We start from the raw sequence: 20,574 nt of genomic DNA on the forward strand, positions 1-20,574 counted from the left end.
GAAAGAGCAACGCGGAACCACAGTCGCGCGTTCAATGCGGGGTTCCGGTTGACGAGATTGTCAACTTGCGGGACAAGCCCGGCGACTAACCATCGCATTCGTGTTCAAGAGGATCGACCATGGCTGACTTCAACACCATCGATGACCTGGATCTGGACGGCAAGGTCGTGCTGACCCGCGTGGACCTGAACGTGCCGGTCGAGAACGGCAAGGTCAGCGACACGACGCGCATCGACCGCATCGTGCCGACGATCAAGGACATTCAGCAGAAGGGCGGCATCCCGGTGCTGCTGGCGCATTTCGACCGTCCCAAGGGCAAGCGCGTCGACAGCATGAGCCTTGCGCAAGTGGTGCCGGCGCTGGAAGCCGCGCTGGGGCAAGGCGTGGTCTTTGTCGAGGAGGCCATCGGCGGCACCGCCAAGCGCGCCGTGGCGGCGCTGCAGCCGGGCGATGTGGCGCTGCTGGAAAACACCCGCTTCTACGAGGGCGAGGAAAAGAACGACGCCACCTTCGCCGCCTCGCTTGGCGCGCTGGGGCAGGTCTATATCAATGACGCCTTCTCGGCCGCGCACCGCGCCCATGCCTCGACCGAGGGTCTGGCGCGGCTGATGCAGGCCGGTGCCGGGCGGCTGATGGAGGAAGAACTGAAGGCGCTGGATGCGGCCCTTGGCAAGCCCGAGCGTCCGGTGGTGGCCGTGGTCGGCGGGGCCAAGGTCTCGACCAAGCTTGAACTGCTGTCGAACCTGATCGAGAAGGTCGATCATCTGGTGATCGGGGGCGGCATGGCCAACACCTTCCTGGTCGCCAAGGGCATCGAGGTCGGCAAGTCGCTGGCCGAGCGCGACATGGCCGATACCGCCCGCGAGATCCTCGAGAAGGCCGAAAGCACCGGCTGCACCATCCATCTGCCGGTGGATATCGTGGTGGCGCGCGAGTTCAAGGAAGGTGCCGAGAACGAGGTTCTGCCGGTCGATCAATGCCCGGCCGATGCGATGATCCTCGACGCCGGGCCCGAGACGGTGGCGGCGGTGCGCGATCTCTTCACCCGCTGCCGCACGCTGATCTGGAACGGCCCGCTTGGCGCCTTCGAGATCGCCCCCTTCGACCGCGCCACCAATGCCGCGGCGCGGGCGGCGGCCGAGGCGACCAAGGCTGGCACGCTGGTATCGGTCGCGGGTGGCGGTGATACGGTCGCGGCCCTGAATCGCGCCGGAGTGGCCGATGACTTCACCTTCATTTCAACGGCGGGCGGCGCTTTCCTTGAATGGATGGAGGGCAAGGAACTGCCCGGTGTCGCGGCGCTGAAGGCCAAGCGCGCCTGATCCTCGTCACGCGACTGACGAAAGCGGAACCGGCGGCAGGGTCATCCTGCCGCCGGTTTTTTCGTCGCACCGCAAACCCTGTCAACGCTGGTTGAAGAGCCAGTCGAAGAAGGCACCATATTGCCCTACCGCCGCCGCCGGGTGGTGAATATGGCCGGCACTGGCCGGGCTGTCGGCGGCTGTCACCGCCGCGCCCTGGCCGGCTGCCTCTGCGGCCACGACCTTCTCGGCCCGCTGGCCCGGCGCGGTTGCTTCGATCCTTGTCACGACGTCTCCATTTCCCGGGGCTCTGGGCGCAACCCTCTGGATCGGGCGCGACTGCCATGCTGCATGCTTCGGCCAACCGGGCGGCTTCGCCCGGGCAGTGACCTGCGGCCTTGCTGCGAAACTGGGTCCCTGTGGCATCTGTTTCTCCCGACACTCCCTGGCACAGAGAGATTACCATTTCGTAAAGGCTTGGCGTGTCTCGAATAATTAAACTTGGATTGGCCGTTTCGGGCGTCGCGATGGCCTCGGCACGCGGTCCTCGGCCGATCGCGACAGCCGTTAGCGCGATCAGCGTTGCCCTTGCCGGGCGGTCTGCTAGGAAACCCGCAACGTGAAAAGGGGACTCCAAGATGAAGACGACGCGTACCGTCAAGCAGATCCTGTCGAAATACGAAGGCGAGACGCCGGGCGTGAAGGCCCAGTTGAACCGGATCATGATGACCGGGCGGCTGGCCGGCACCGGCAAGATGATCATCCTGCCCGTCGACCAGGGTTTCGAGCATGGCCCGGCGCGGTCCTTTGCCCCGAACCCCGACGCCTATGACCCGCATTACCACTACAAGCTGGCCATCGATGCCGGGCTGAACGCCTATGCCGCGCCGCTTGGCATGATCGAGGCCGGCGCCGACACCTTTGCCGGCCAGATCCCGACCATCCTCAAGGTCAACAGTGCCAATTCGCTGATGTCCGAGACGGCGGGCAAGAACCAGGCGATCACCGCCGGCGTCGACGACGCGCTGCGCCTTGGCTGCTCGGCCATCGGCTTCACCATCTACCCGGGTTCGGACATGGCACTGGACATGTTCGAGGAAATCTCGGCCATGCGCGAAGAGGCCGCCGCCAAGGGCGTGGCCACGGTGATCTGGTCCTATCCGCGCGGCGAGGCCATCACCAAGGATGGCGAGACCGCCATCGATGTCGCCGCCTATGCCGCGCAGATCGCGGCGCTTTTGGGCGCGCATATCATCAAGATCAAGCTCTCGACCGATCACCTGATGCTGGGCGAGGCCAAGAAGGTCTACGAAAAGCAGGAGATCGACGTCTCGACCCAGGCCAAGCGCGTGGCCCATTGCATGCAGGCGGCCTTTGGCGGCCGTCGCATCGTGGTCTTCTCGGGCGGAGCGGCCAAGGGCGCCGACGCGGTGTATGACGATGCCCGCGCCATCCGCGACGGCGGCGGCAACGGCTCGATCATCGGCCGCAACAGCTTCCAGCGCTCGCGCGAGGACGCGCTCGACATGCTGGGCAAGCTGGTGGACATCTACAAGGGCGCCTGATTTCTCAGGTTTCCTGACCGGTTGGAGGGGGCGTTCGCGCCCCCTTTTGCGTTCTGGTGGCTGCAACTCACCCAATCGCTTGTTTGCGCTGGTCAGGTGAGGTCGCATTCGGGCATCGAGGCGGCGGGTTCCCGCCTTGCGGTGCGCGGGCGGTCTGATTAACTCGGGTGCGAACAGCGAGGTGCCCGATATGGCCGACGATCCCCTTGTCATCTTCACCCCCTCGGGCAAGCGCGGGCGAGTGCCGGCCGGCACGCCGGTGCTGGAGGCCGCGCGGAAGCTGGGGGTCGATCTGGATTCGGTCTGTGGCGGGCGGGGCATCTGCTCCAAATGCCAGGTCGCGCCGGGCAAGGGAGCCTTTCCGAAACATGGCGTGACCGTGGCCGAGGATGCGCTGACCGGGATCAATGCTGTCGAGGAGCGTTATGACCGCATTCGCGGGCTGAAGCCCGGGCGACGGCTCGGCTGTCAGGCGCGCATCCAGTCGGACGTGGTGATCGACGTGCCGCCCGAAAGCCAGCTGCACCGGCAGGTGATCCGCAAATCCGCAAGCGAGCGGGTCATGGTCATGGACCCGGCGGTGCGGCCCTTCTATGTCGAGGTGGTCGAGCCCGATCTGGATGACCCGACGGGCGATTTCCAGCGTCTCTCGATGGCGCTGGAGGAACAGTGGCAGATCAAGGGCCTGCACGCCGACCTTGAGGTCCTTGCGCGGATCCAGAAAGTGCTGCGCAAGGGCGAGTGGAAGGTAACGGCGGTGGTCTGGGACGATGGCCGCCAGCCGCCGCAGCTGATCGACCTGATCCCCGGACTGCTGGATGGGCCGCTCTACGGGCTGGCGATCGACCTCGGCTCGACCACCATCGCCGGGCATCTGGTGGCGCTGGATGACGGGCGGGTGCTGGCCTCGTCGGGGCTGATGAACCCGCAGATCCGCTTTGGCGAGGACCTGATGAGCCGGGTCAGCTACGCGATGATGAACCCCGGTGGGGCCGAAGAGATGACCACGGCCGTGCGCGACGGGCTGGGCCATCTGGCCACCGCGCTGGCCGAGGAGGCGGGGGTGGAGCCTGCGCGGATCGCCGAGGCCGTGGTGGTCTGCAACCCGGTCATGCATCACCTGATGCTGGGCATCGATCCGGTCGAGCTGGGGCAGGCGCCCTTCGCCCCGGCGACCTCGGATGCGCTGGTGCTTAAAGCGGGCGAGCTGGGGCTGAAGATCGCGCCCTCGGCCCGGGCCTATGTCCTGCCGATCATCGCCGGCCATGTGGGGGCGGATGCCGCCGCCGTCGTGCTGTCGGAACAGCCGCAGAAATCCGAAAGCCCGGTGCTGATCGTCGATGTCGGCACCAATGCCGAGATCGTCCTGGGCGACAGGACCCGGGTGCTGGCCTGTTCCTCGCCCACCGGCCCGGCCTTCGAGGGGGCGCAGATCAGTTCCGGCCAGCGCGCCGCGCCGGGCGCGATCGAGCGGGTGCGGATCGATCCCGTGACCAAGGAGCCGCGCTTCCGCATCATCGGGGTCGAGGCATGGTCGGACGAGCCGGGCTTTGCCGAGGCTGCCAAGTCCACCGGCATCACCGGCATCTGCGGCTCGGGCATCATCGAGGCGGTGGCCGAGATGCGCATGGCCGGTCTGGTCGATCCTTCGGGCCTGATCGGCTCGGCCGAGCAGGTGGGCACTGCGCGTTCGGTACCGCAGGGGCGGACCCACAGCTATGTTCTGCATGACGGCACCGCCGAGGGCGGGCCGCTGATCGCCGTGACACAGGGCGATATCCGGGCGATCCAGCTGGCGAAATCGGCGCTTTATGCCGGGGCGCGGCTGTTGATGGACGAGTTCGGTATCGAGACGCTGGACCGGGTGGTGCTGGCCGGCGCCTTCGGCGCGCATATCTCGCCGCTGCATGCGCTGGTTCTGGGCATGATCCCGGATTGCGCGCCCGAGCGCGTGACCAGCGCCGGCAATGCGGCGGGGACGGGGGCGCGGATCGCGCTTTGTTCCCGCGCCGCACGGATCGAGATCGAGGAAGAGGTCCGCCGGGTGACGCGGATCGAAACCGCCATCGCCCCGCGCTTCCAGGAACATTTCGTCGCCGCCAACGCCATCCCGCACGCCAGCGATCCCTATCCCGGACTGGTCGGGCAGGTGAGCCTGCCCGATGTCAGCTATAACACCGCGGGCGACGACCGGCCGCGGCGGCGGCGGCGGTAGGGGGAAGCGTCGGAGCAGCGGCCTGCCGGCCCAGCACGGGTCCAACCGGTCAGCGGCGACAGCCATGTTGGACATCGCTCGCGCCGTGGAAGAAAGACAAGCAAGGCCGATCGCCGCAGGCCGTGGCTGTCGCCAATATGCTAGTTGTCTTGTTGTCTTGGGAAAATTGGCGGAGAGGGTGGGATTCGAACCCACGGAACCCGTGAAGGCTCAACGGTTTTCGAGACCGCCCCGTTCGACCACTCCGGCACCTCTCCGCGCTTTGGTGTGGTGAGGCGGGAATTAGACGGGCGGGGGTTGAAGCGCAAGGGGGGTTCGGCGAAAAAAGCCAACTGAAATGCGAAAGGCCGATTCTTCATGAACAGGATGCTCATGCTCCTCGGATTTCTGGCCGGGGTAGGGCTGGCGATGCCGGCTGGTTCGGCTCTGGCCGAGAGCCGGATCGAGGCGCCCGGGGCCTCGGTCGAGGCGCGGCTGTGGCAGGCGTTGCGGCTGGACGAGATGCTGGTGGTCATGCAGGACGAGGCGCTGAACCAGGGCGACGAGATGGCCGAGATGCTGTTCGAGCAGGGCAGCGATGCCGGCTGGCGCAAGCGGGTCTCGGCCATCCATGATCCCCGGCGGCTGAGCGGGCTGCTGCACGCCGCGCTGACCGAGGCGCTGGCTGAAGAACCGGTCGAGCTGAACCGGACGGCACTGGATTTCCTCGAGGCGCCGCTGGGGCGGCAGGTGGTGGAACTGGAGTTGCAGGCGCGCCGGGCGATCATCGACCAGGATACCGAGGACGGGGCCATCGCCGCCTTCCAGCAAGCGCTGGACATCGAGGCACCGCGTCTCACGACGATCAACCGGCTGATCGAGGGCGCCGACCTGCTGGAACCGACCATCGCCGCTGCGCTGAACGAGGCCTTGGCCTTTTCCAGGGGATTCGGTGCCGAGGGTGGCTTCACGATGCCGATGACCGATGCCGAGATGCTGGAGGAAACCTGGGCCCAGGAACCCGACATCCGGGCGATGATCGAGGAATGGCTGCCGGCCTACCTGATGCTGGCCTATTCGCCGCTGAGCGACGAGGACCTGGCGCGCTATGCCGATTTCGCCACCTCCGAGGCGGGGAAGGGCCTCTGGTCCTCGGTCAACGGCGCCTACGAGCAGGTCTATACCGCGATCTCGCGCGAGATGGGCGCGGCGGCGGCGTTGCATATCGCGGGCAGGCAGCTCTGATGTCCGAGGTGGTTCTGGTCGGGCCGTTGGCCCATCCCTCGCTGCGGGAAGCCCTTGGACTCGCCGGGCGCGAGATGACGCTCGAGGGGCGGCTGGTCGGCGGCCAGCGCGCCGGGATCGACCGGCATGGCTGGCCGGTCTGGCAGCAGGGGCCGGGGCAGGTGGCGGCGCTGGCCGTGACGATGACGCCGCGGCTCGCGCGCTACGCCGCGGTGATGGGCCTCGCACCCGTGCCGCACCAAGGGCTGCGGATGATGGGGGCGGCGGCGCAGGGGCCGGGCGGGGTGGCCTGGTCGGCGGATCGCTGGCCGGCCGATCTGGTCGCGGGAATCGCCCGCGCCGTTCTGGCAGCGCCCGAGGACCGCAGCCCGGCCGAGATCGCGCGGCGCCTGCCGATGATCGGCACCTGGATCGACAGCACCTTGCGCGCGGCGGCGGACCCGCTGACCGGCGGCGACCTTGCCGGCTTTGACCCGGACGAGCCCGGTCCGCTCTGGCGGGTCGAGAACCGGGCCGAGCCCTATGCCGATTTCTTTGCCGTCGAGGAGATGCATCTCAGCCACCGGCTGCATGGGGGTGGCTGGTCGCCGGTGGTCAAGCGCGCGGGCTTTGTCATGGGCGATGCGGTCGTCGTGCTGCCATGGGACGCGAAGCGCGACCGGGTGCTGCTGATAGATCAGTTCCGCGTCGGCCCGGCCATGCGCGGCGACCGCCAGCCCTGGATGCTCGAGGCCATCGCGGGCCGGATCGACGTGGGCGAGACGCCCGAGATCGCCGCCCGGCGCGAGGCGCTGGAAGAGGCGCAGCTGCCGTTGGGGCGGATGTTCCCGGCGCTGCACCACTATCCCAGCCCCGGCGCCATCGGCGAATACCTCTATTGCTACGTGGCCGAGGCCGATCTGCCCGATGATGCGGGCGGCATTCACGGGCTGGACAGCGAGGCCGAGGATATCCGCAGCCATCTGGTCTCGACCGGTGAGCTGGCGCGGCTGGTGATGGAGGGACAGATCAGCAACGGGCCGCTGGCGCTGCTGGCCCTGTGGTTCCAGGCGCGGCTGCCGGATCTCAAGCGCGCGATTGCGGAGGCGTGAGCGTGTTTGATCGGGGCGCGGGCTTGCCCCGCTCGGTCGGGCGCGTATAGGAATGGGGCGACGTGCCGCGCACCCATAAGACAGGAAGGACACCGTCATGCGCATTTGCCAGGACCTCGCCGAAGCCATCGGCAACACCCCACTGATCCGGCTTCGCCGGGCCAGCGAGGAAACCGGCTGTGAAATTCTGGGCAAATGCGAGTTCATGAATCCGGGCCAGTCGGTCAAGGACCGGGCGGCGCTGTACATCATCAAGGATGCGGTGGCCTCGGGCCAGTTGCGTCCGGGCGGCACCATCGTCGAGGGCACGGCGGGCAATACCGGCATCGGGCTGGCGTTGGTCGGGGCCTCGATGGGCTTCAAGTCGGTGATCGTCATTCCCGAGACCCAAAGCCAGGAAAAGAAGGACATGCTGCGGCTGGCAGGTGCGACGCTGGTCGAGGTTCCGGCGGCGCCCTACAAGAACCCGAACAACTATGTCCGCTATTCCGGCCGTCTGGCCGAGGCGCTGGCCAGGACCGAGCCGAATGGCGCGATCTGGGCCAACCAGTTCGACAATGTCGCCAACCGCATGGCCCATTTCGACACCACCGGCCCGGAGATCTGGGACCAGACCGGCGGCAAGGTCGATGGCTTTACCTGCGCCGTGGGCTCTGGCGGGACGCTGGCCGGGGTCGCCATGTACCTGCAGCCCAAGGGCGTGAAGATCGGCCTGGCCGATCCCGAGGGCGCGGCGCTGCACAGCTTCTACACCGAGGGCGAGTTCGCCAGCCCCGGCGATTCCATCACCGAGGGCATCGGGCAGGGGCGCATCACCGCCAATCTCGAAGGCTTCACCCCCGATTTCAGCTGGCGCATCCCCGACAGCGAGGCGCTGCCGATCATCTTCGACCTGGTCAAGGAAGAGGGGCTGGTCATGGGCGGCTCGACCGGCATCAACCTTGCCGGCGCAGTCCGCATGGCGCGAGAGATGGGGCCGGGCCATACCATCGTCACGATCCTCTGCGACTATGGCAACCGCTACCAGACCAAGCTGTTCAACCCCGATTTCCTGCGCGCCAAGGGCCTGCCGGTGCCGGATTGGCTGGTGGCCGAGAAACCCGACCTGCCCGAAGTCTTCGAGGGCTGATCCACCATGCGCCAGTTTCTTCTTTCCGTCATCCTGACGGTCCTGATCGCTATTGCCTCGCCGGTGCTGGCCCAGAACCCGGCCGAGATCAATTATGACCAATGGGACCAGCAGGCGGCACAGGCCGAAGGGCTGCTGGACGGCGACAGCGCCTCGCAGGATCAGCTGACCCAGATCCGCGCGCAGATGATCGACTGGCGCAACCAGTTCCAGCAGGGACAGAACGCCAACGGCCCGCGTATCGAGACTGTGAAGGAACAGATCGCCGCGCTTGGTCCGGCCCCGGCCGAGGGCGCCAGCGAGGATGAAGAGATTGCCGCCCGGCGCAAGACGCTGAACGACCAGCTCTCGACGCTGCAGGCCCCGCGCCTCTCGGCGGTCGAGGCCTTCAGCCGCGCCGATTCCATCATCAAGGAAATCGACAGCCAGATCGCCGACCGCCAGGCGACCGAGCTGGCGCAGCTTTCGCCCTCGCCGCTTCTGCCCTCCAGCTGGACCGAAGGGGTCAGCGAGGCGGTGAAACTGGCCAGCGGCGTGACCAGCGAGACCGCTGATCTCAGCGCCAAGGCCGGGGGCTGGGCGCAGATGCGCGACAAGCTGCCGCTGGCCTTCGGCTATGTGCTGCTGGCGTTGGTGCTGTTGACCTATGGCCGGCGCTGGATCGAGGCCTTGCCCTCGCGGCTGTCGGCGCGGGCGTCGGAACATTCGCGCGCGGTCGTGGCCTTCCTTGTCTCGTTGGGGCAGATCGCGCTGCCGATGCTGGGCGTGTTCCTGGCGATCCGGGGTCTGGATGCGACCGGCTGGTTCGGCAACTGGTCGCGGCCATTCCTGCTGGCGCTGCCCGGTGCAGGGGTGATCTTCTTCGGCGCGCGCTGGCTCGCGCGGCAGATGTATCCGCGCCACGCGGTCGCCTATGACACGCTGAACATGCCCGAGCGCAAGCGCGCCATTGCCCGTAACTGCACCAATCTCCTCGGCCTCGTCTTCGCGCTGCATCACATCCTGTCCAGCGCTTTGCTGCCGCAATCGGGGATCTATGAAAGCGGCGATGCGCAGGTCGACCGGGTGCCGATGACCTTCGCGCCGGGCGCGACCTCGGTCTGGCATTTCGTCATGATCGTGATCGCCGCCGTCCTCTTGTTCCGGCTGGGGAACGTGCTGCGCAAGATGCCCAGCTACAACCCGCCCGAATCCGTGCGGATGCGCGACCGGGTGCTGGCCATCGCCGGCGCGGGGTCGCGCCTGGTCGCGGTGCTGACCGTCGGCCTTGCCGCCTATGGGCTGATCAACCTCGCCAATGCGGTGATCTGGCCGTGGCTCTTTACCCTGTCGCTGATCAGCTTCCTGATCCTGATGCAGGACCTGATCGCCGATATCTTCGACATGCTGTCGCAGGGGCAGGAAGGCGCACGCGAGGGGCTGGCCCCGCTGATGGTGGGTGCCGGGCTGGTGCTGCTCAGCGTGCCGGTCTTCGCCGTCATCTGGGGGGCGACCGGCACCGATCTCGCCGAATACTGGAACCGGATCCAGCAGGGCGTGACCTTCGGCGGCATCAACCTGTCGCTGTTTGGCCTGCTGAAATTCATCGTCGTATTCGCCCTCGGCTATGTCATCACCCGCGGCGTGCAGCGGGCGCTGCGCACAGCGGTGCTGCCCAAGACCCGGCTGGACGCGGGCGGGCAGAACGCGCTGGTCTCGGGCCTCGGCTATGTCGGGATCTTCCTCGCGGCGGTGCTGGCCGTCACCTCGGCGGGGATCGACCTCAGCTCGCTGGCCATCGTCGCCGGTGCGCTGTCGGTGGGTATCGGCTTTGGCCTGCAGAACATCGTCTCGAACTTCGTCTCGGGCATCATCCTCCTGATCGAGCGGCCGATCAGCGTCGGTGACTGGGTCGACGCGGGCGGTCAGCAGGGCATCGTCAAGCGCATCTCGGTCCGCTCGACCTCGGTCGAGACCTTCGACCGGACCGAGGTGATCGTGCCGAACAGCGATCTGGTCAGCCAGCCGGTGACAAACTGGACGCGTTCGAACCGCAATGGCCGCGTCATCATCCCGGTCGGCGTCGCCTATGGCAGCGACACCCGCAAGGTCGAGCAGATCCTGCGCGAGATCATCGAGGACCAGCCGACGGTGATGATCGACCCGCCGCCTGCCGTGCTGTTCCGCGCGCTTGGCGCCGACAGCATGGATTTCGAGATCCGGGCGATCCTTGCGGATGCCTCGGGCGGGATCGGCGTCACCTCGGACGTGCTGCACGCCGTGGTGCGCCGCTTTGGCGAGGAAGGGATCGAGATTCCCTTCGTCCAGCGCGACATCTGGCTGCGCAATCCCGAGGCGCTGGCCCATGCGGGGGCCGAGGCGGCAATGGCCGTTGACGAGGCCGAGAAGAAGATCGCCGCACCGGTCGAAACACCCTCGGCACCTGCGACACCGAACAACGCCGACCCGCGCCTGACCTTCGATGCCGATATGGACGGGGCCGATGGGGATGGCGGTGACGGAGATGGCGGGCGCTGATCCGGGCGCCCGGCTGACCGACGCGCGGCGCTATTCCGCCGCGTGATCCTTGCGCCCGGCCTCGGGGCCCGTCAGCGGGGCGACCGTCTCATTGGCCGTCTCGCTGGCCGAACTGCCCGAGATTTCCTCGTCGGTCATGCCATCCTCGGGAAGCCCCTCGCGTGACAGCATGACCGCGACGGGGCGCAGCCAGGGGATATGTGCGCAAACGATCATCAACGCCACCATTATCGGCACGGCCAGGAACATTCCCGGTACGCCCCAGACCGCGCCCCAGAAGGCGAGGCTGAGGATGATGCCGAAGCTCGACAGCCGCAAGGTCTGGCCCAGAAGCATCGGGTCCAGCACATTGCCGATCAGGAATTGCGTCAGCGTGCAGGCCAGCCCGACCAGCAGCGCCAGCGTGATGTCGCCCGACAGCACGAAGGCCAGCAGGAAGGCGATGACCGTGGCGATGATCGAGCCGACCGAGGGGATGAAGTTCAAGACGAAGGTCAGCATCGCGACCGGCCCGGCCAGTTGCAGACCGGCGACCGTGAAGATCACCCAGACGATGGCCGCGGTGACCAGGCTGACGGCGGCCTTGACCACGAGGTAGCGGTTCACCCGGTGCATGATCGAGGCAATGATCGCCCGAACCTGCCGCGCCTTGACCGGGTCGCCGGTCAGCCGTTCGATCTTGACCGGGAACCAGGCGCGCTCGGCGAACATGAAGCCGACGAAAAGGATGACCAGAACCGTGCCCGACAGAAGTCCCGAGGCGCTGCCCGCCAGCGAGCGCAGCCAGCCGGTCAGGTCGAAATTGTTGAACGCCGCCTGCGCCGCCTCGGTCACGTTCGGCCCGAGCTGCGTGGTCAGCGCCAGCAGCGCCGCCTGTGCCTGCTCGGCATAGTTGATGGCGGTCAGCGCCACCTCGTTCACCTGCGAGACGATGGTGGTCGAAAGCCACAGAAGCCCCAGCGCGATCCCGAGTAGCGCCAGCGTTGTCGCCAGCCAGTTCGAGACCTTCTGCCGCGCAATGGCGTTGATCGCGTCCGAGGTCAGCGAGAAGATGATGATGGCAATGGCCAGCGAGATCAGGATGAAGCGCGACTGCACCAGAAGGAACAGCAGCACCGAAAAGGCGATGATCCCCAGAAACCCGGTTTGCAGTCTCTCGCGGAGCACGGATTCGGTGGGGGTGGTCACGCCTGCTGTTTCCTCATTCGGGGCCGGATGCGCCAAGGCTGGCGCATCCCCATCCCAAACCCAATTCCGCAAGCCGTCAAGTGCGGGCCGTGCCAGCCGGCCCGCGATGCGGCTTACTCCTGATCGCCGCTCTTGGTTCCCGCGTCCGGGGCGATGTTGCCATCACCTTCGGCAGCCTCGTCAGCCTCGGCCTGTTCCTGCTCGGCAATGCGGGCGACCGAGACGACTTCCTCGCCATTGGTGGTGTTGAACACCCGCACCCCGCCGGCGCTGCGCGAACGGAAGCTGATCCCGTCTACCGGCACCCGGATCGACTGACCGGTCGAGGTGGCCAGCATGATCTGGTGATCAAGTTCGACCGGGAAGCTGGCGATCAGCGCCCCGCCGCGCATGGCCTTGTCCATCGCCATCACGCCCTGACCGCCGCGTCCGCGCACCGGGTAATCGTGGCTGGAGCTGATCTTGCCCGAGCCCTTGGCGGTGATGGTCAGGATCAGGTCCTCGGCCGCCGACATCTCGGCATAGCGTTCCTGGGTGATGCTGCCTTCTTCGACGGCATCCTCGTCCTCGTCGGCCTCGGCCCCGTCATCCAGTGCACCGGCCACGGCACGGCGCATCTTCAGATAGGCGGCGCGCTCGGCCGGGTCGGCCTTGGAATGGCGCACGATCGACATGCTGACGAGGCTGTCGCCCTCGGCCAGTCGGATGCCGCGCACGCCGGTCGAGTCGCGGCCCTTGAAGACGCGGACGGCTGTGGTCGGGAAGCGGATCGCCCGCCCTCCCGAAGTGACCAGCATCACGTCGTCATCCTCGGTGGCCATGCGCACGCCGATCAGCTCCACCCCCTCGGGCAGCTTCATGGCGATCTTGCCGTTGGATTTCACATTGGTGAAATCCGACAGCGCGTTGCGGCGCACATCGCCCTCGGAGGTGGCGAAGATCGCCTGGTAGCTGTCCCATTCCGCCTCGGGCGCATCGACCGGCATCAGCGCGGCGATGGAGACCCCCAGTTCGATGGGCAGGATGTTGACGATGGCCTTGCCCTTGGCGGTCCGCCCGCCAAGCGGCAGGCGCCACGTCTTCAGCCGGTAGACCATGCCATCGGTGGTGAAGAACAGCAGTTCCGTATGGGTATTGGCGACGAACAGCGTTGTGACCACGTCGTCTTCCTTGGTCGCCATCCCCGACAGGCCCTTGCCCCCGCGCCGCTGCGCCCGGAAATCGGCCAGCGGGGTGCGCTTGATGTAACCGCCCGAGGTGATGGTGACGACCATGTCCTCGCGCTCGATCAGGTCCTCGTCGTCCATGTCGCCGGACCAGTCGGAGATCTCGGTGCGGCGCGGGACGGCGAAGAGTTCCTTCACTTCGCGCAGCTCGTCCGAGATGATCGCCATGATCCGCTCGCGCGAGGCGAGGATGGCCAGGTAGTCGCGAATGGCATCTGCCAGTTGCTGCAGCTCGTCGGTTACTTCCTGCACGCCAAGCTGGGTCAGCCGCTGCAGGCGCAGGTCAAGGATGGCGCGGGCCTGGATCTCGGACAGGTTATAGGTGCCGTCCTCGTTGACCGGGTGCAGCGGGTCGTCGATCAGCCGCAGGTATTCGATGATCTCATGGGCAGGCCAGCGCCGCTCCATCAGCCGCTCGCGGGCCTGGGCGGCATCGGCCGAGGACCGGATCGTCGCCACCACCTCGTCGACATTCGAAACCGCCACGGCCAGACCGCAAAGCACATGGCTGCGCTCGCGCGCCTTGCGCAGTTCATAGGCGGTGCGGCGGGCCACGACCTCTTCGCGGAACGAAATGAAATAGGTCAGGAAGTCGCGCAGGGTCAGCTGCTCGGGACGGCCGCCGTTCAGCGCCAGCATGTTGGCGCCGAAGCTGGTCTGCATCTGGGTGAAGCGGAACAGCTGGTTCAGCACCACGTCGGGCGTTGCGTCACGCTTCAGCTCGATGACCACGCGGATGCCGGTGCGGTCGGATTCGTCCTGCACATTGGCGATGCCCTCGACCTTGCGCTCTTTCGCCAGTTCCGCGATCCGCTCCTGCAAGGTCGCCTTGTTCACCTGATAGGGGATCTCGTCGATGACGATGGCAAAGCGGTCCTTGCGCAATTCCTCGATATGGGTGCGGGCGCGCACGATGATGCTGCCGCGACCCTCCAGGTAGGCCTTGCGCACGCCCGAGCGTCCCAGGATCATCGCGCCGGTCGGGAAGTCGGGGCCGGGGACGATCTCCATCAGCCGCTCGGTCGGCAGATCCGGGTTCTCGATCAGCGCCAGCGTGGCATCGACCACCTCGCCGAGGTTATGCGGCGGGATGTTGGTCGCCATGCCGACGGCGATGCCGCCGGCGCCATTGACCAGCATGTTGGGGAAGCGCGCCGGCAGCACCGTCGGCTCGCGGTCCTTGCCGTCATAGTTGTCCTGGAAATCGACGGTTTCCTTGTCGATATCCATCAAGAGGTAATTCGCCGCCTTGGCCATGCGCACTTCGGTATAGCGCATCGCCGCCGCCGGATCGCCGTCCATCGAGCCGAAGTTGCCCTGACCGTCCAGAAGCGGCAGGGACATGGAAAAGTCCTGCGCCATGCGCACCAGGGCGTCATAGATCGCGGCGTCACCGTGGGGGTGGTATTTCCCCATCACGTCGCCGACGGGACGCGCGGATTTGCGATAGGGCTTGTCGAAGGTATTGCCGCTTTCATCCATCGCGTAGAGGATGCGGCGATGCACCGGCTTCAGCCCGTCGCGCAGATCGGGGATCGCGCGGCTGACGATGACCGACATGGCATAGTCCAGGTAGGACGTGCGCATCTCTTCGGAAATGTCGATGACCGGCCCGTCATGGACCATCACGGCACGCCCGGACGCCCCGTTTTCTTCGCCGTTTTCACCGGTGTCCGGCTGGTCGTCGTCGCGGTTGTCTGCCACTGGTCTGCCTCAATATCTATTGCTTAACGATATAACGACGACAGCATCTGGATGCAATTGCGCAGCGGGCGCTCGGGTCGGGAAAAGCCCGGAATCCCCCTGATTTCAGGGGGATTTGAGGCAGATTATTCGTGCAGGCGCAGAAGGCCGGCGGGGGCAGGCTCAGGCCGCCGCGCCCCGGCGCAGCGACATCGCCCAGACCAGCGCCAGACCGGCCGAGCAGAGCATGTTCCAGCCCGCCATCGACAGGCCGAGGAAGCGCCAGGCGACCTCGTCGCAGCGCACCACCGGGGCGGCCTGCAACTGGGTCATCAGGTCCTTGGTCGAGAGCGTCGTCAGGTTCGACACCCCGCCCGAACAATGGCTGGGACCGGGCCACCAGCCATATTCGACGCCGACATGGTAGAGTGCCAGCCCCATCGCCACGCCCGCCGCCGCCATGCCCAGCATCGCCAGCGCGCGGCGAAAGCCGGTAAACCAGATCAACAGGCCAAGCGCCGCCGCCACCACATGCGGCCAGCGCTGCAGGATGCACAGCTCGCAGGGCGCATAGCCGATGGACTGGAACACAAGCGCGGCGGCCAGAAGCGCGGCGGAACCCAGGCCGGCGATCGTGGCGATATGACGTGAGTCCTGCGGAAACATCAGAGGTACCTCAATGAAAGGAAGCCGCCGATCAGGCAGACCGTGAAGATGGTGAAGACGAGGCCAAGCCGGTTCTCGATGAAGTCGCGGATCGGCACGCCGTATTTCCACAAGAGGCCCGCCACGATGAAGAAGCGCAGGCCCCGCGCGAAGATCGAGGTCAGGATGAAGACCGGCAGCGACAGGCCGGTCGCCCCCGAGAAGATGGTGATGACCTTGAACGGGAAGGGCGTCACGCCCGCGAACAGCACCGCCCACAGCCCGTATTCGTTGAACCGCGCCGACAGCTGTTCGAAAGCATGTTCCTTGCCATAGGCGGTCAGCACCCATTGGCCGACGCTGTCCATCAGAGTCGCCCCGATCCAGTAGCCCAGCAGCGCGCCCAGCACCGAGCCGATGGTGCAGACCAAGGCGATCTGGAACGCCTTCTCGCGCCGCGCCAGGACCATCGGGATCATCAGCACGTCGGGGGGGATCGGGAAAACCGAGCTTTCGATGAAGCTGACGCCGAACAGCGCCCACATGGCATGGCGGTGGCCGGCAAGGCCCATCGTCCAGTCGTAAAGTCGGCGCAGCATCGCGTCCCCGTTCCTTGTTATGCGGCAGTTGACCCTTGACGGCGGCGGCGTCAAGCCGCCTTGCCCGCGCTCGCGACGGATTGATCGCACCGGCGGCTCTGCCGGAGGGGTTGCGCAAAGCCTTGGCAAGCCCGGCGTTTTCGGGAAAACTCGGCGGGACCTGTCAGGGAACTGGCGGGGCCAGCCCGGCGTTTCAGCGCCATGATCGCGCCGCACCGGCGTGCAAACACTGACAGGGAAGGACCGCAGGCATGGAATGGCGGGGGCGGCGCGGCAGTCGCAACGTGGAAGACCGGCGCCGGATGAGCGCCGGAGGCGCGGGCGGCATTGGCATCGTCGGCATGTTGGTGGTGCTGGCAGTGGGCTATTTCTTCGGCATCGACATTTCGCCGGTGGTGCAGGGCCTCGATCAGGGCAGCAGCCAGGTTCAGACGGGCGAGCTGTCCGAGGCCGATCAGCAATATGGCGAGTTCTCCTCGGTCGTGCTGGCCGATACCGAAGAGGTCTGGGGGCAGGTTCTGCCCGAGCAGGCGGGCATGGATTATGCCGCACCCACGCTGGTGCTGTTCCGCGGTGCGGTGCAATCGGCCTGCGGCGGGGCCTCGGCAGCCATGGGGCCGTTCTATTGCCCGGGCGATCGCAAGCTGTATCTGGATACGCAGTTCTTTGACGTGATGTCGCAGCGCATGGGTGCGGGCGGGGATTTCGCCGCCGCCTATGTGATCGCGCATGAGGTCGGCCACCATGTGCAGAACCAGCTGGGGATCCTCGGCAAGGTGACGCAGGTGCGCCAGCAATCCAGCGAGCGCGACTCGAATGCGCTGTCGGTGCTGACCGAGTTGCAGGCCGATTGCTTCGCCGGCATCTGGGCGGCCCATGCCAGCCAGCAATTCGGCTCGATCGAAGAGGGCGACCTGGAAGAGGCGCAGAACGCCGCGCGCGCGGTGGGCGATGACGTCATCCAGTCCAGCGCCGGCCGCACGCCGATGCCCGACAGTTTTACCCATGGCAGCGCCGAGGAGCGCCAGGAATGGCTGATGCGAGGCTTCCGCACGGGCGATCTGGCGCAGTGCAACACCTTCGCCGAGGCCGGGCTGTAGCGGTCCGTCAGGGACGCGGCAGATGCGGGCGGCGGGGACCATTCACCGTCGCCCAGTCCGGCCAGAGGCCCAAGCGCTCGATCCCGAGCAGCACCAGACCGACGGCGATGATGCAGAAAACCAGCATCACCATCCGCTTGCTGGGAGGGTTCCGGGCCCAACGCGAAGCGCGGACCAGCCAGATCAGGTTGTTCATGGCGCCGCCTTTTTGCTATGCCCGCCCCATCCTATAGTTACCCCAGACGCAAAGTCACGAGATCGCCTTGCCCCAGACCAATGACAGCCGCGTCCTGCCCTATAGCGCGCGGCAGATGTATGACCTTGTTGCCGACATCAACCGCTATCCCGAATTCCTGCCCTGGAACAGCGCCGCCCGCATCCGCTCACGCCAGCTGCGCGACGATGGCGCCGAGGTGGTCGAGGCCGACCTGGTCATCAGCTTCAAGGTATTCCGCGAACGCTTCGGCAGCCGGGTGGTGCTGTGGCCGACCGATACCGATGGCCCGCTAAAGATCGATACCGAGTACCTGGATGGCCCGTTCAAGTACATGCGCAGCGGCTGGACCTTCACCGACCTGCCCGAGGGCGGGTGCCGGGTCGATTTCCATGTCGATTTCGAATTCAAGAACGCCATCCTGCAGAAGCTGATCGGCGTGGTCTTCGGCGAGGCCATGTCGCGGATCATCCGCGCCTTCGAGGACCGGGCCCGCAAGCTCTATGCCTGAGCCCGATTCGGGGCTATTCTTCGCACATGTTTAGACGTCGCACCTTACAGGCCGGTCTGGCCGCCATCTCCGCGCTGCTCCTGTCGCGGCAAAAGCTCTCCGCCGCGCAAGGGGGTTCCGTGCCCGAGTTCAGCTTTCCCTCGATCGATGGCGGCACGCTCGCCATGTCCGACTGGCGCGGCAAGCCGGTGCTGGTGGTGAACACCGCCTCGCTATGCGGCTTCACCCCGCAGCTCGCGGGGATGCAGGCGCTGCACGAGGAGTTCGGTCCCAAGGGGCTGGTGGTGCTGGCCACGCCTTCGGACGACTTCGCGCAGGAACTGGACGACGCCAAGAAGGTCAAGGAATTCTGCACGATCAACTATGGCATCACCCTGCCGATGAGCGACATCATCCATGTGGCGCGGGGTGACGTGCATCCCTTCTATGCCTGGCTGAAGGACACGCATGGCTATGCCCCGGCGTGGAATTTCGGCAAGGTGCTGCTGGGGCCGGAGGGGCAGGTGGTCCAGACCTGGGGATCGATGACCAAGCCCGAATCCGAGGATATCCGGGCCGCCTTCGCGCCCTACCTGTCCGCCTGACCCCGCGCCGCGTCGTGCAGCGCGCAATCGTCGGCTAGATGCCGGCGCAGCGCCGCCTCGGTTTCGGCTGACAGCGGCGCGTCAACGGCCGGGGAGCTGTTCAGCCGCTCCAGCGTGATCTCGCGCTTCAGCGTTCGGGCGAGGAAATCGGTCAGATCGCCCATGTCCTCATAGCGATACATCAGGTCGGCACCGACCCGGCCGTCCTTGCCGGTCAGGAAATCGCTCTGGGTGCCGATCCGCGCAGAGGGCGCGCGTTCGCCGGGTTTCATCACCTCGGCCACGAAATCCTCGAAGGTAAGACCCCGGGTGCTGGCCGGGCGGCCAGCCAGTTCGTCGCGATGGCGATAGCGATACCAGCTGCGCAGCCGGTCCACCGGATCGCGGATGACGGCTATGGTGCGGAACTCGGCGGCCTTGCCGTCGAACAGCGGGGCCAGCCGGTTCTGCCAGCCCCGCAGGTTCATGTGCTTCAGATGCGGCGGGTTGCGCAGCACCAGATCGGCGTCACGCTCCAGCGCGGCTTCCAGCGCGGTGCTGCCGGTCTTGGGGACCGACAGCAGCACCAGCCGTGCTTGGGCAAAGACCAGCAAGCCTCAGTCCGACAGCGCCGAAACCAGCGCCTCGGCCTTGTCCGTCCGCTCCCAGCTGAAGGCGGTGCCGCCCTGCAGCGCATAGGGATCGCGACCGAAATGGCCATAGCTGGCGGTCGGGCGGTAGATCGGATGCAGCAGGTCCAGATCGCGGATGATGGCGAAGGGGCGCAGGTCGAAGACCTCGCGCACGGCCTTGATGATCTGGTCTACGGGCTTGGTTTCCGTGCCGAACGTGTTCAGGCTGATCGAGGTCGGCTGCGCCTCGCCGATGGCATAGCTGACCTGGATCTCGCAGCGCCGCGCCAGACCGGCGGCGACGATGTTCTTGGCCACCCAACGCCCGGCATAGGCCGCCGAGCGGTCAACCTTGGACGGATCCTTGCCCGAGAAGGCGCCGCCGCCATGCCGGGCCATGCCGCCATAGCTGTCGACGATGATCTTGCGCCCGGTCAGCCCGCAATCGCCCACCGGCCCGCCGATGACGAACTTGCCGGTCGGGTTGATGAAGAACTTGGTTTCGGGTGACAGCCATTCCGCCGGCAGGACCGGCTTGATGATCTCTTCGATCACCGCCTCGCGCAGATCCTTCAGCGCGATATCGGGGCTGTGCTGGGTCGAGAGCACGACCGCATCGATGCCCTCGGGGCGGCCGTCATCGTCATAACGCATCGTGATCTGCGATTTCGCATCCGGGCGCAGCCAGGGCAGCACGCCGTTGCGGCGGACCTTGGCCTGACGCTCGACCAGCCGGTGCGCATAAGTGATCGGCGCGGGCATCAGCACATTGGTTTCGTCCGAGGCATAGCCGAACATCAGCCCTTGATCGCCGGCCCCCTGATCCTCGAGGGTTTCGCGGTCAACCCCTTGATTGATCTCGGGGGATTGCTTGCCGATGATGTTGATGACCGAGCAGGTCGCGCCATCGAAACCGACCTCGGACGAGGTATAGCCGATATCGTTGATGACCCCGCGCACGATCGATTCCAGATCGACCCAGGCCGAGGTGCTGATCTCGCCCGAGATGATGGCGACGCCGGTTTTCACCATGGTCTCGCAGGCCACGCGGGCGCGGGCATCCTCGGCCAGAATGGCGTCAAGGATGGCATCGGAAATCTGGTCGGCGATCTTGTCGGGATGGCCCTCGGAGACGGATTCCGAGGTGAAGAGCGAATATTCGGTCATGGTC

General features: G+C 66.4%; 18 protein-coding genes and 1 tRNA gene. 10 read left to right on the forward strand and 9 right to left on the reverse strand.

Annotation, left to right across the window (positions count from 1 at the left end):
* Window positions 1–119: 119 nt before the first annotated feature.
* Window positions 120–1,322: a phosphoglycerate kinase gene (locus Q1A36_RS07465; RefSeq protein ID WP_299841557.1), complete on the forward strand. Its 1,203-nt coding sequence runs from the start codon at window positions 120–122 to the stop codon at window positions 1,320–1,322.
* Window positions 1,323–1,403: 81 nt separating this feature from the next.
* Here the strand turns inward: Q1A36_RS07465 and Q1A36_RS07470 are convergent, their stop codons facing one another.
* The gene (locus Q1A36_RS07470) at window positions 1,404–1,589 is read right to left on the reverse strand and encodes a hypothetical protein (protein ID WP_299841559.1); all 186 of its coding nucleotides are present in this window, start codon (window positions 1,587–1,589) and stop codon (window positions 1,404–1,406) included.
* A 350-nt stretch (window positions 1,590–1,939) separates the two neighbouring features.
* On the opposite strand from Q1A36_RS07470, the gene Q1A36_RS07475 reads away from it, so the two are divergent.
* Window positions 1,940–2,866, forward strand: coding sequence for a class I fructose-bisphosphate aldolase (locus tag Q1A36_RS07475; protein ID WP_299841561.1), 927 nt, complete (start codon window positions 1,940–1,942; stop codon window positions 2,864–2,866).
* A gap of 190 nt (window positions 2,867–3,056) precedes the next feature.
* Window positions 3,057–5,081, forward strand: coding sequence for an ASKHA domain-containing protein (locus tag Q1A36_RS07480; RefSeq protein ID WP_299841563.1), 2,025 nt, complete (start codon window positions 3,057–3,059; stop codon window positions 5,079–5,081).
* Between the two features lie 167 nt (window positions 5,082–5,248).
* On the opposite strand, the gene Q1A36_RS07485 is transcribed toward Q1A36_RS07480, so the two are convergent.
* Window positions 5,249–5,338, reverse strand: a tRNA-Ser gene (locus Q1A36_RS07485).
* Window positions 5,339–5,438: 100 nt separating this feature from the next.
* Here Q1A36_RS07485 and Q1A36_RS07490 point away from each other — a divergent pair.
* From Q1A36_RS07490 to Q1A36_RS07505, 4 genes are all read left to right on the forward strand, one after another.
* Entirely contained in the window at window positions 5,439–6,305 is an 867-nt protein-coding gene (locus Q1A36_RS07490; RefSeq protein WP_299841565.1) for a hypothetical protein, read from the forward strand.
* Complete coding sequence (locus Q1A36_RS07495; RefSeq protein WP_299841567.1) at window positions 6,305–7,396, forward strand: NUDIX domain-containing protein; 1,092 nt, start codon at window positions 6,305–6,307, stop codon at window positions 7,394–7,396. The genes Q1A36_RS07490 and Q1A36_RS07495 overlap by 1 nt, the downstream gene beginning before the upstream one ends.
* Before the next feature lie 97 nt (window positions 7,397–7,493).
* Window positions 7,494–8,525, forward strand: coding sequence for a cysteine synthase A (locus tag Q1A36_RS07500; protein ID WP_299841569.1), 1,032 nt, complete (start codon window positions 7,494–7,496; stop codon window positions 8,523–8,525).
* A gap of 6 nt (window positions 8,526–8,531) precedes the next feature.
* Complete coding sequence (locus tag Q1A36_RS07505) at window positions 8,532–11,042, forward strand: DUF3772 domain-containing protein (protein WP_299841571.1); 2,511 nt, start codon at window positions 8,532–8,534, stop codon at window positions 11,040–11,042.
* A 30-nt stretch (window positions 11,043–11,072) separates the two neighbouring features.
* Here the strand turns inward: Q1A36_RS07505 and Q1A36_RS07510 are convergent, their stop codons facing one another.
* From Q1A36_RS07510 to Q1A36_RS07525, 4 genes are all read right to left on the reverse strand, one after another.
* Complete coding sequence (locus tag Q1A36_RS07510; protein ID WP_299841573.1) at window positions 11,073–12,209, reverse strand: AI-2E family transporter; 1,137 nt, start codon at window positions 12,207–12,209, stop codon at window positions 11,073–11,075.
* 134 nt (window positions 12,210–12,343) lie between these two features.
* Window positions 12,344–15,082, reverse strand: coding sequence for a DNA gyrase subunit A (gene gyrA, locus Q1A36_RS07515; protein WP_299841620.1), 2,739 nt, complete (start codon window positions 15,080–15,082; stop codon window positions 12,344–12,346).
* A 240-nt stretch (window positions 15,083–15,322) separates the two neighbouring features.
* The gene (locus tag Q1A36_RS07520) at window positions 15,323–15,805 is read right to left on the reverse strand and encodes a disulfide bond formation protein B (protein ID WP_299841575.1); all 483 of its coding nucleotides are present in this window, start codon (window positions 15,803–15,805) and stop codon (window positions 15,323–15,325) included.
* Complete coding sequence (locus Q1A36_RS07525) at window positions 15,805–16,383, reverse strand: YqaA family protein (protein WP_101751775.1); 579 nt, start codon at window positions 16,381–16,383, stop codon at window positions 15,805–15,807. The genes Q1A36_RS07520 and Q1A36_RS07525 overlap by 1 nt, the downstream gene beginning before the upstream one ends.
* Before the next feature lie 251 nt (window positions 16,384–16,634).
* Here Q1A36_RS07525 and Q1A36_RS07530 point away from each other — a divergent pair, with 251 nt between their 5' ends.
* A complete protein-coding gene (locus Q1A36_RS07530; RefSeq protein ID WP_299841579.1) occupies window positions 16,635–17,483 on the forward strand; it encodes a neutral zinc metallopeptidase in 849 nt (282 codons plus the stop codon).
* 7 nt (window positions 17,484–17,490) lie between these two features.
* Here Q1A36_RS07530 and Q1A36_RS07535 read toward each other — a convergent pair whose 3' ends face one another.
* Window positions 17,491–17,679 carry a hypothetical protein gene (locus Q1A36_RS07535; RefSeq protein ID WP_299841581.1) on the reverse strand — a complete coding sequence of 63 codons (189 nt, stop codon included), beginning with the start codon at window positions 17,677–17,679 and terminating at the stop codon, window positions 17,491–17,493.
* Between the two features lie 67 nt (window positions 17,680–17,746).
* Between Q1A36_RS07535 and Q1A36_RS07540 the strand changes: the two genes are divergently transcribed.
* Complete coding sequence (locus Q1A36_RS07540; RefSeq protein ID WP_101751772.1) at window positions 17,747–18,208, forward strand: type II toxin-antitoxin system RatA family toxin; 462 nt, start codon at window positions 17,747–17,749, stop codon at window positions 18,206–18,208.
* A 26-nt stretch (window positions 18,209–18,234) separates the two neighbouring features.
* Window positions 18,235–18,792, forward strand: coding sequence for a glutathione peroxidase (locus tag Q1A36_RS07545; protein ID WP_299841586.1), 558 nt, complete (start codon window positions 18,235–18,237; stop codon window positions 18,790–18,792).
* Here Q1A36_RS07545 and Q1A36_RS07550 read toward each other — a convergent pair.
* Both Q1A36_RS07550 and metK read right to left on the reverse strand, forming a co-directional pair.
* Window positions 18,777–19,385 (reverse strand): sulfotransferase family 2 domain-containing protein, encoded by a 609-nt coding sequence (locus Q1A36_RS07550; protein WP_299841588.1) that lies wholly within the window; start codon window positions 19,383–19,385, stop codon window positions 18,777–18,779. The genes Q1A36_RS07545 and Q1A36_RS07550 overlap by 16 nt on opposite strands.
* A 3-nt stretch (window positions 19,386–19,388) precedes the next feature.
* A complete protein-coding gene (metK, locus tag Q1A36_RS07555) occupies window positions 19,389–20,570 on the reverse strand; it encodes a methionine adenosyltransferase (RefSeq protein WP_101751769.1) in 1,182 nt (393 codons plus the stop codon).
* Window positions 20,571–20,574 lie beyond the last annotated feature (4 nt).

Origin of the sequence: uncultured Paracoccus sp., assembly GCF_947487305.1 — a bacterium.
Classification (GTDB): Bacteria; Pseudomonadota; Alphaproteobacteria; order Rhodobacterales; family Rhodobacteraceae; genus Paracoccus.